This is a genomic window from Xenorhabdus sp. PB61.4, from assembly GCF_963894935.1.
GTDB classification, from domain to species: domain Bacteria; phylum Pseudomonadota; class Gammaproteobacteria; order Enterobacterales; family Enterobacteriaceae; genus Xenorhabdus; species Xenorhabdus stockiae.
The window spans coordinates 1-9313 of the sequence record NZ_CAWQJR010000041.1 but is presented as its reverse complement, the minus strand read 5'-3'; the positions used below and the strand labels follow the sequence as shown (position 1 = coordinate 9313).

Annotated in this window: 8 protein-coding genes and 1 pseudogene; 5 read left to right on the top strand and 4 right to left on the bottom strand. The window is 40.7% G+C overall.

Going from position 1 to position 9313, the window contains the following annotated elements; translation table 11 throughout:
* Positions 1-891: 891 nt before the first annotated feature.
* A complete protein-coding gene (locus AACX68_RS03560; RefSeq protein ID WP_228860615.1) occupies positions 892-1254 on the bottom strand; it encodes a nuclear transport factor 2 family protein in 363 nt (120 codons plus the stop codon).
* 105 nt (positions 1255-1359) lie between these two features.
* On the bottom strand, positions 1360-2721 hold the full coding sequence (locus AACX68_RS03555) for an aspartate aminotransferase family protein (RefSeq protein ID WP_228860614.1): 1362 nt from the start codon (positions 2719-2721) through the stop codon (positions 1360-1362).
* A gap of 117 nt (positions 2722-2838) precedes the next feature.
* On the opposite strand from AACX68_RS03555, the gene AACX68_RS03550 reads away from it, so the two are divergent.
* The 4 genes from AACX68_RS03550 (at position 2839) to AACX68_RS03535 (ending at position 7339) form a co-directional block, all read left to right on the top strand.
* Positions 2839-3741, top strand: coding sequence for a LysR family transcriptional regulator (locus AACX68_RS03550; protein WP_228860613.1), 903 nt, complete (start codon positions 2839-2841; stop codon positions 3739-3741).
* Positions 3742-3964: 223 nt separating this feature from the next.
* The gene (locus AACX68_RS03545) at positions 3965-4621 is read left to right on the top strand and encodes an ankyrin repeat domain-containing protein (protein WP_228860612.1); all 657 of its coding nucleotides are present in this window, start codon (positions 3965-3967) and stop codon (positions 4619-4621) included.
* Between the two features lie 82 nt (positions 4622-4703).
* Positions 4704-5117: a DUF2946 domain-containing protein gene (locus AACX68_RS03540; protein ID WP_228860611.1), complete on the top strand. Its 414-nt coding sequence runs from the start codon at positions 4704-4706 to the stop codon at positions 5115-5117.
* 119 nt (positions 5118-5236) lie between these two features.
* Positions 5237-7339, top strand: a complete 2103-nt coding sequence (locus AACX68_RS03535) for a TonB-dependent receptor domain-containing protein (RefSeq protein ID WP_228860610.1) — start codon at positions 5237-5239, stop codon at positions 7337-7339.
* Positions 7340-7495: 156 nt separating this feature from the next.
* Here AACX68_RS03535 and AACX68_RS03530 read toward each other — a convergent pair whose 3' ends face one another.
* The gene (locus AACX68_RS03530; protein ID WP_228860609.1) at positions 7496-7987 is read right to left on the bottom strand and encodes a MarR family winged helix-turn-helix transcriptional regulator; all 492 of its coding nucleotides are present in this window, start codon (positions 7985-7987) and stop codon (positions 7496-7498) included.
* A gap of 237 nt (positions 7988-8224) precedes the next feature.
* Between AACX68_RS03530 and AACX68_RS03525 the strand changes: the two genes are divergently transcribed.
* Entirely contained in the window at positions 8225-9103 is an 879-nt protein-coding gene (locus AACX68_RS03525; protein WP_228860608.1) for an EamA family transporter, read from the top strand.
* A gap of 114 nt (positions 9104-9217) precedes the next feature.
* On the opposite strand, the pseudogene AACX68_RS20055 reads toward AACX68_RS03525, so the two are convergent.
* Positions 9218-9313 (bottom strand): annotated as a pseudogene (locus tag AACX68_RS20055) (IS982 family transposase); the annotation flags it as partial.

Sequence of the window (9313 nt, the reverse complement as noted above, 5' to 3'; positions counted from 1 at the left end):
TCGAACCGAAATGGGCTGAAGTCAAAGCGATAAGAAGACGAGAAAGGTGTTCAATTGATGAACTGTTTATGACGCATGTAAAATATGTCTAATTATTTTGATTTAGCTATAACTATCCACTTCATCTAATTGTGACCAGAATGAATTTCTTACATCTTTTGATAAAATAAAATCTCTCAACACTAACCCCTTTGCCTCACCAAAAACAAACCATATTGCAGAGTAGCAAGAACCTCAGCCAACACGAGCACAGTATGCCCTCACCTACAGGAATACTTGTCGTTTAGATAAGTGGATAAATTAGACAGTTCTAACTGGTTAAGGGAAATTTACATTGATATATAAAAACATTCAAAAACAAAAAGTGTTGCACTTTAATAAATTCAGATACCTTGGTAAGGCAATAGAATAGATTTAATTGGTTTGTCTTCAGTGAATTATCTGGTTGATTGAGAGCAGTGGATATCATGGTTTTTGTTTCCGGGCTTTTCGCTGGGCGACAGCAAAATTTATTCCGAAAAACAGGAAAACCGGAATTGCGCCCATAAAAAAGGAACAAATCATATCATTAAGGTTGCAAAAGACACCAAGACTACTCAGAACAAAAAACAGAGCAAGTGATAGCAATACGGCGAGCGGAGCGCTCCACCATTGGATCTGAATTCTTGGGGGGTTGGTAATTTTCATTTATACCTCGCCATTAATTGTCACTATTAATTTTCTAATCTAGTTCACTCGAATCCGGAAACAAAGCCAAACAAAGCCAAAATGGGTTACAGGGTCTTTGCTTAGCATCAAATTTATATTAGTCAGAAACGAGATGGAAGCCACCTCACCAAGTTATAAAACCTTGTTCTATAAAGTGGGTATTGGTGGGACATTTCCGAAAAACTAAATCAGAGGAGAGTAGAAAAAGGTTTTCCTTTTATTTAACAAATGATTGTCAAACTGACAAAAATCACAAAACGAAAGTTCAATACGCTCCTTATTTTTCAATGTACCAGAGAAAACACCGCTAAATACAGAGAAACTTCCTTCAGTGACTATATTTGTTATTGTATGTTTACCCTCTAGCACTACTCTTTCTTTCGAATAAAAATTAAATAAAGACTCCTTTCCTTGAATTGTTGAATAGCCGGGTCGTTCATATACAACATCTTTGGTGACAAGGTTTAAAATTTTATTAAACTCTCTGTTATCAATGAATTCAAAAAATTCGTATACCCATTTACTACGCTTTTCGCTATCACTCATGTATTTTATCTCTCCGTTGTTCTTCGTCTGCTAATTTTTTGATAGTTGTATGATTGAAAGAAATCTACAAATTCTATAGATAAAATCGGATAGGACTCTTTCCCTTTATTTAACCTGATGTAAAACATCACCTACTGCATTGAACATCCGGTCAAGGTCTTCTGGTTTAGCATTAAACATCGGGCCGAATTGCAACCCATCACCTCCAAAGCGAACATAAAAACCGGCTTTCCATAATGCAATTCCGGCTTCAAAAGGACGTATCACGCCATCGCCATTCCGTGGTGCAATTTGGATGGTGCCAATTAACCCACAGTTACGAATATCCACAACGTTAGGGCAATGCCTGAGTTCATGCAGGATTTTTTCAAAATGAGGCGCTAATTCAGCAGATTGTTGGATCAGATTTTCCTTTTCCAGCAATGTTAACGTTGCCAGACCAGCGGCACAGGCTACAGGATGAGCAGAATAAGTATACCCATGACTGAATTCAATCATATGCTCAGGAAGAGGTTGTGACATGAATGTGTTATAGATCTCACTGGAGACAACAGCACCACCAAGAGGGATTGCACCATTTGTGACCTGCTTAGCAAAAGTAAGAATATCCGGAGTGACACCAAAATATTCAGCCCCTGTCCAGCGCCCTAAACGGCCTAATCCGGTAATAACTTCGTCAAAAATCAGCAGGATATTATGTTGGGTACATATTTCCCTTAAACGTTGCAGATAACCCTGTGGCGGAACAATCGCACCGGCAGATCCGGCAATAGGCTCGACAATAACAGCGGCGATATTACTGGCATCATGAAGTTCTATCAGTTTCAGTAGTTCATCAGCCAATTCAATGCCGCCAGTTGCCGGAACGCCTTTAGTAAATGCCATATTGCTTTGTAAGGTGTGTGACAGATGGTCAACTTCCATCAATTGACCGAACATCTTGCGATTTCCGCCAATACCGCCAAGACTTGTTCCTCCGATATTAACACCGTGATAAGCGCGCATTCTGCCAATCATTCTGGTTTTAGTCGGCTGCCCTTTTATCCGCCAGTATGCGCGTGCTATTTTTACTGCTGTATCAACAGATTCAGAACCTGAATTGGTAAAAAATACATGGTTTAAATCGCCGGGCATCAGACTGGCGATTTTATCTGCTAACCGAAATGACAGTGGATGAGCATGCTGGAAACCGGGTGAGTAATCTAATGTACCTAATTGTTCAGAAACGGCCTGACGAATTTCTGAGCGTGAGTGCCCTGCTCCGCAAGTCCATAAACCAGATAAACTGTCGTAAATACGGCGACCTTTATCATCCGTCAGCCAGTGACCATCCGCAGAGACAATCATGCGTGGGTCTTGCTGAAAATGACGATTGGCACTAAACGGCATCCAGTGTGCTTTTAAATTCAGATCATGGGATGGATTAACATGGAAGGAACGGGCTTGAACGGTATTGCTATCTGACATTTTTTTAACTCCTCGCACGAAAATGTAACAAAAAGTCATCACAGTGAGTTTGCAATAAAACGATATTCAAGTTAAATCTTATTTATTGAATCACTAGTTATGAGTTTACTCACGTAAATGAAACCTGCAAACTTTAGGCAAGTAACTGATTTTGATTTGAAATTATTACGTATATTTAAGATCGTTGCAGAATGTGGCAGCTTTTCCGCGGCTGAAAGCCTGCTCGGTATCACTCGTTCAGCAATAAGCCTTCATATGGGTGATTTGGAAAAGCGTTTGGGCATGCGCTTGTGCCAGCGTGGTCGCGCTGGTTTTTCTCTGACGGATGAAGGGCGGGAAATTCTGCGAGCCAGTGAAACCATGATGGCGTCAATTGAAGAATTCCGCCAGCATGTCAATCAAATACATAAGCAGTTACGGGGAGAATTTAATATTGGCATTATTAATAACCTTGTAACACAACCAATGATGCGGATTACTAACGCGCTGGAGCGACTGCGTTCAGCAAGTGACAATATTATAATTAATATTAGTATGAGTACTCCGACAGAAATTGAACGAGGTATATTGGATGGACGATTACAGGTGGGTGCCCTACCTTTTATCACACCATTGTCGGGATTAAATTACTTACCACTCTACAATGAACGGTCATATCTTTATTGTAGTAATACACATGAAGCATTTCTGCTTGCGGATAACTTTGATACTGAGCAGTTAAATCAACTGGATGCCGTTATTCCCGGCTATCGTATAAGTACTGAAGCAATGAATCATCATAAGTTGCTGAACAGCGCGGCAACAGCATCTGATCGCGAAGGCATTGCATTTTTAATTCTTACCGGTAAGTTCGTGGGATTTCTTCCGGATCACTATGCTCGCATCTGGGTAGAGAAAGGTTTTATGAAGGCATTGTTGCCTGAGCAAATTTATTATGATTCTAAAATCTCAATCGTGACACGCAAAGGTAAACGAACTAATGCAATTCTTGGGTTGTTTTTGGAGGAGTTAGGATATTAGACACTTAATAAAATTGATATTACCAGTCTAAAAATGCATATCAAAAATATCCTGCAAATATGATAGGGTTATCTTGATGTAAAATATCTTATCCTTATACCTCTGAATAAATTAAATATAGAACTGATATAGCGCAATTAAAAAACGAAAATATTCATTTCTCAATCAAATGATAATTTCGGATTCTGAATCCTACATATTCACATTAATTAGGTATATCAAGATGAAATTTAAATATATTCCAATTTATTTCACTTTTCTTTTTTGTTTGTTAAATGTCAACGTGTATGCAAACCCTTTGCATGATGCTGTCAATCAGAACGATATAGAAACCGTCAAATCCCTATTGAATGATGATCAAACTTTACTTGATGAGCGTGACGGGCAACAGCGTACTCCTCTCATGCTGGCTACACAGCATAATTATGTTGCGATTGCTATTTTCCTTATCCAGAGCGGTGCAGATGTCAATGCTAAAGATAGACAGCTCGATACGCCTTATTTGCTGGCCGGAGCACAGGGCTACAATAAAATACTCATTGCAACTTTACATCATGGCGCGAACCTGAAAGATACCAACCGCTATGGAGGGACTGCGCTGATCCCCGCCGCCGAAAAAGGGCATCCTGAAACGGTACAGATCCTGCTGGATGCTGGTGTTAATCCTAATCACATTAACAAATTAGGATGGACGGCGTTAATGGAAGCTGTCGTATTAGGTAATGGTTCTTCGGTTTATGTCGACATTATTAATCGGCTAATTAAGGGCGGTGCTAATGTTAACATACCGGATAAAAACGGGGTTACTGCGCTTACTCATGCTCGCCAACGTGGATATAAAGACATCATTAAACTATTGGAAAGTGCTAACGCCAAATAATCAGAGAAAAATTCTTTAACAAAATCAGTAAAAATACAGTAAGATTGGCGCCCAATCGTTAGTATTGATCCGGATCAATAGTTTGTTATCACTTTTTCATCTATCACAGCGCCGAACACCTGCCTGGATTGCCTTGCTGGCAATTCTGATGCTGTTCATTGCTCCGGTGGTATCAAAAACACTGGAACATCATCGCGGTGGTATGAAAAATGAAGCATGTCATGGTATGCCAATGCCTGATATGCAAAATAGTCACCATCAATCAGACAGCATGAATCATCATGGCGTTGATCATGTTCATATGGGGCTGATGGATGATATTGCCTGTGGTTATTGCCAGCTATTGATTAACCTGCCGTTATTGTCAGGTTCATTTATTCCTTTCATCTTGCTGACGCTGACGATTTCCCGTGCGCCACCAGCACCCCGCTTTTCTGGCCCGGCTATCCGGCTGTTCTATGGTGAGTCACAACCACGCGCACCACCCCTTAATTAATTCGCTTATCTGAATAAATAAATCATCTATTTTTCTTGCCTGCAATCATTTTTGGCAAGTCGGTATTGTTTTAAACAAATTCAAAAACAGGATTTGTGATTAATTAAGGAATATTTTTCATGTCTGCTACACAATTGTTTCGCGCATCGCCTTTGGCTACGGCTTTAGCTATCGCACTCTTTATTCCAAATGGTATGGCTGCCACAAAAGAACGTGCTGAAGAGACAAAAAATTTAAACTCAGTTCGTGGAAATGTAGCCTATGAAAGTGAATCAGTCATTACCGTAACTGCTCCGGCTGTTTCGCCCCTGAATATTTTTTCCTCACTCAAAACTCCCCGTCAACCCGTTCCCGCCAGTGATGGTTCAGATTATCTGAAAACCATTCCGGGATTCTCTCAGGTTCGTAGTGGCGGAACTAATGGCGATCCGGTATTCCGTGGGATGTTTGGTTCTCGCTTACGGATGTTGATTGATGACGGCGAAGTTATGGGTTCTTGCCCGTCACGGATGGATGCCCCAAGTTCATATATTTCACCAGAAAGTTATGATGTTTTGAGTTTGGTTAAAGGACCGCAGACTGTTCTTTGGGGGCCGGGGAACTCCGCAGGAACTATTCGTTTTGAACGCTCCCGCCCACAATTTTCAGAATCGGATGCTAAAGGTAATATCAGCACAGTCGCTGGTTCTAACGGACGCTGGGATGGTAATGCAGACCTGAGTTTCGGCAATCAGTATGGCTATATGCGCCTTATCGGTAATAAATCCCGCTCTAATGACTACAAAGACGGTGACGGGTATCGCATTCCTTCCCATTGGAAAAAGTGGAATACGGATGTGGCATTGGGGTGGACACCGGATGATAATACCCTGCTGGAGTTAAATGCCGGACAGGGAGATGGAAAGGCTCGCTATGCTGGTCGAGCAATGGATGGTTCGAAATTCAAACGCGAAAGTTTGGGAATGCGCTTTGAAAAATCCAATATCGGCGATGTATTTGACAAGTTTGAGACTAATTTTTATTACAACGCCACTACTCATGTAATGGATAATTTATCCCGCCCTTCCCTTGCAGCAATGAAAATGGGACATGGTGACAGCCATATGGGGCACGGAAATGGGCATATGAAAAGTAGCCACATGAATCATGGTAGTCATGGAGGACACGGTGGGCATGGTAATGGCATGAAAATGTCTCATCAGGTAGATCGCAAAACTCTGGGCGGACGCATGATGGGTACATGGATTTGGGAAGATTTCACATTACAAAGCGGTGTGGATATGCAGACTAATACGCACCGTAATCAATCACAAAAAGATGCCCGTTTCCGTGATTATGGTGTTTTTGGCGAGCTGAGCTGGGATGCTGACGAACAAAGCAAGGTAATTGGCGGTGCTCGTTTAGATCGTGTTCTGGTGGATAGATATCCTCAAAAAACCGAGGAAAAGCGGGAAGAACGAACCGATACTTTACCAGCCGGTTTTGTCCGATATGAACATAACCTGAAAGAAGCTCCGGTGATGTTCTATGCCGGTGTTGGTTATACTGAGCGCTTCCCAGATTTTTGGGAGTTGTTCTGGTCAAAAGGCCGTGTTTTCAATCAACTGAAAACAGAGAAAACAACGCAGTTAGATATCGGGGCTCATTATAACGATCATCATTTGCAAGGCTGGATTTCCGCTTATGCAGGTAAAATCGATGACTTTATTCTGTTCCATTATGCCGGTCAAAAAGCCGATAACGTTAGCAACATTGATGCCACCATACTGGGTGGTGAAATGGGAATTGGCTATCATCTGAATGAAAATTGGAAAACCAATGCAAGTCTGGCTTATTCTTGGGCGAGAAATAATTCCAACCATCGTCCACTGCCACAAACTCCACCATTGGAAGCCCGCTTTGGTCTGAGCTGGGAGTATGGCGATTGGACGAGCAACGGTTTATTGCGTGTAGTCAGCAAACAAAACCAGATTGTGATGAATGAAGGCAGTGTAGCCGGAAGGGATTTTGATCGCAGTGCCGGTTTTGCCATTCTTTCTGCTAATGCCGCCTATAAGGTGACTAAAAATATGCAGGTCAGTGCCGGTGTTGACAATATTTTTAATAAAACCTACAGCGAACACCTCAATCGTGCAGGAAATGATGGTTTTGGTTATTCTGCCAATACGCCTGTTAACGAGCCGGGCCGTACTTATTGGGCCAGATTTAACGTGAAATTCTAATCTCTGATTGACCTCCCGGACTTTGCCCTGAGTTAAATCGGGGCAAAGTTTCTTTTCATTTCTTAATGAACTTTTTTACTAAAGTTATTTTACATCACATTAAGAAATATTTTTTTAAAAAGATTCTTTTAAAAAATCAAAATTATCAGACTAATCCTAAATATCTGACTCATTTGCTAGTAACCAATGACGCAAAAGCATAGCTAATTGCTCTTGTTGTTCATTCGATAATGCACTAAGAATCTCTCTTGAGTTTTCTAAATGACTTTCAACCGCTTTATCGATCAGCGCTCTTCCCTCTGAAGTTAAAGAGACTTTACAACTGCGTCTATCTTTATCATTAGCCGCACGTTCAACTAACCCACGCTGCACCATATGTTCAATACGGGTACTCATTGCGCCTGAAGTTAACATAACTGACTGATACATTTCGGTTGGTGTGATTGGAGAATTATGACGGCGTAGTGTCGCAAGAATATCAAACTCAATAGCGCTCAGGTCAAAGGTTTTGAATGTAGCCTGCAACCGTTGTTCAATAATTTTATTCGCCCGGCATAAACGCCCGATAACGCCCATCGGTGATGGGTCAAGATCTGGACGTTGTTGTTCCCACTGTATGAGTAAACGGTCAACGTGATCGTACTTCATGTTTTTTCCCTATTCATTTATTTTTGTGAAAAGATACTTGATAAAATTTGTATAGGCTATTATTTTAATTTATCTTTACATAAAGATACTTTTTAAAATGAAGTTTGCAGTTGATTTTTAGCATCTATACCCTTTGAATTTCAAGACGAAGCTAACAAAACTACAACTTGAAAAACGATAGATGAAACTGTAAACAAAGGAAAAATAACACAGGAAACTACAATGCTCCGTAATCTTATGCTTACTGCATTAGCACCAATTGTATGGGGAAGCACTTATGTTATTACTACTGAAATGTTGCCACATAATACTCCCTTACTTGCTGCAACTCTCAGAGCACTACCTGCCGGAATTTTATTACTGTTAATTTGCCGTACATTTCCAAAGGGAATATGGTGGTTCCGTCTGGCTATTCTCGGGTTATTAAATATCGGCGCCTTTTTTTATTTCCTTTTTATGGCTGCTTGGTACCTTCCCGGAGGAACAGCCGCTTTGATTATGTCATGTCAGCCTATTTTTGTTATTCTGCTAAGTACTTTTCTACTTAAAACCCCGCTGACGAAAATGCATATCGCTTCAGCAATTCTTGGGATTATAGGTATTGCACTCCTCGTAACCAATGCAAACACACGTTTAAACTGGCAGGGAATTATTGCTGGTTTTGCCGGTTGTGGCTGTATGGCATTGGGTGTTGTTTTAACCAAATATTGGAACCGCCCTACTAATTTATCGTTACTAAGTTTCACTGGCTGGCAATTAATGTTAGGTGGAATGATGTTACTGCCGGTGGCTATTTTAACTGAGGGAATACCGCATCAGATTACATTAACTAATATCTTTGGCTATGGTTATTTATGCCTTATCGGTGCGGTCTTTTCTTACATTATTTGGTTTAGGGGAATTGAAAAACTACCGGTTGTCACAATATCTTTTTTAGGTTTTATGAGTGCATTATCGGCGTGCATACTTGGCTTTATTTTTTTAAAGCAAACATTTTCTTTCTTCCAATTTATAGGAGCCTGCATCATTATCATCGCGGTTTGGCTTTCTATACCCAGACCCAGAAATAGGATCCAAATAGCTCCACAACCCTACAACATTAAAAATGCAAATTAAAAATAAAAGGAATATTACCGTATGAAGTTAACCTTAATCTCTGGTAGCCAGCGTCAGGATTCCAACAGCCAGCGTATAGCCCGTTATTTACAGAAGTTAACGCGATGCTCGACTTTAACATCCTATAACGTTGGCTTGCTGAAGCCAGTCGCGTTGACTTTTACCTTGTTTAAAATTGGCAAAAATACCCAACGTGTGAGAAAGCAGTTT

Coding starts and splice junctions, on each gene's coding strand:
- AACX68_RS03560 (WP_228860615.1), bottom strand. CDS start 1,254: ATGAGTGATAGCGAAAAGCGTAGTAAATGGGTATACGAATTTTTTGAA.
- AACX68_RS03555 (WP_228860614.1), bottom strand. CDS start 2,721: ATGTCAGATAGCAATACCGTTCAAGCCCGTTCCTTCCATGTTAATCCA.
- AACX68_RS03550 (WP_228860613.1), top strand. CDS start 2,839: ATGAAACCTGCAAACTTTAGGCAAGTAACTGATTTTGATTTGAAATTA.
- AACX68_RS03545 (WP_228860612.1), top strand. CDS start 3,965: ATGAAATTTAAATATATTCCAATTTATTTCACTTTTCTTTTTTGTTTG.
- AACX68_RS03535 (WP_228860610.1), top strand. CDS start 5,237: ATGTCTGCTACACAATTGTTTCGCGCATCGCCTTTGGCTACGGCTTTA.
- AACX68_RS03530 (WP_228860609.1), bottom strand. CDS start 7,987: ATGAAGTACGATCACGTTGACCGTTTACTCATACAGTGGGAACAACAA.
- AACX68_RS03525 (WP_228860608.1), top strand. CDS start 8,225: ATGCTTACTGCATTAGCACCAATTGTATGGGGAAGCACTTATGTTATT.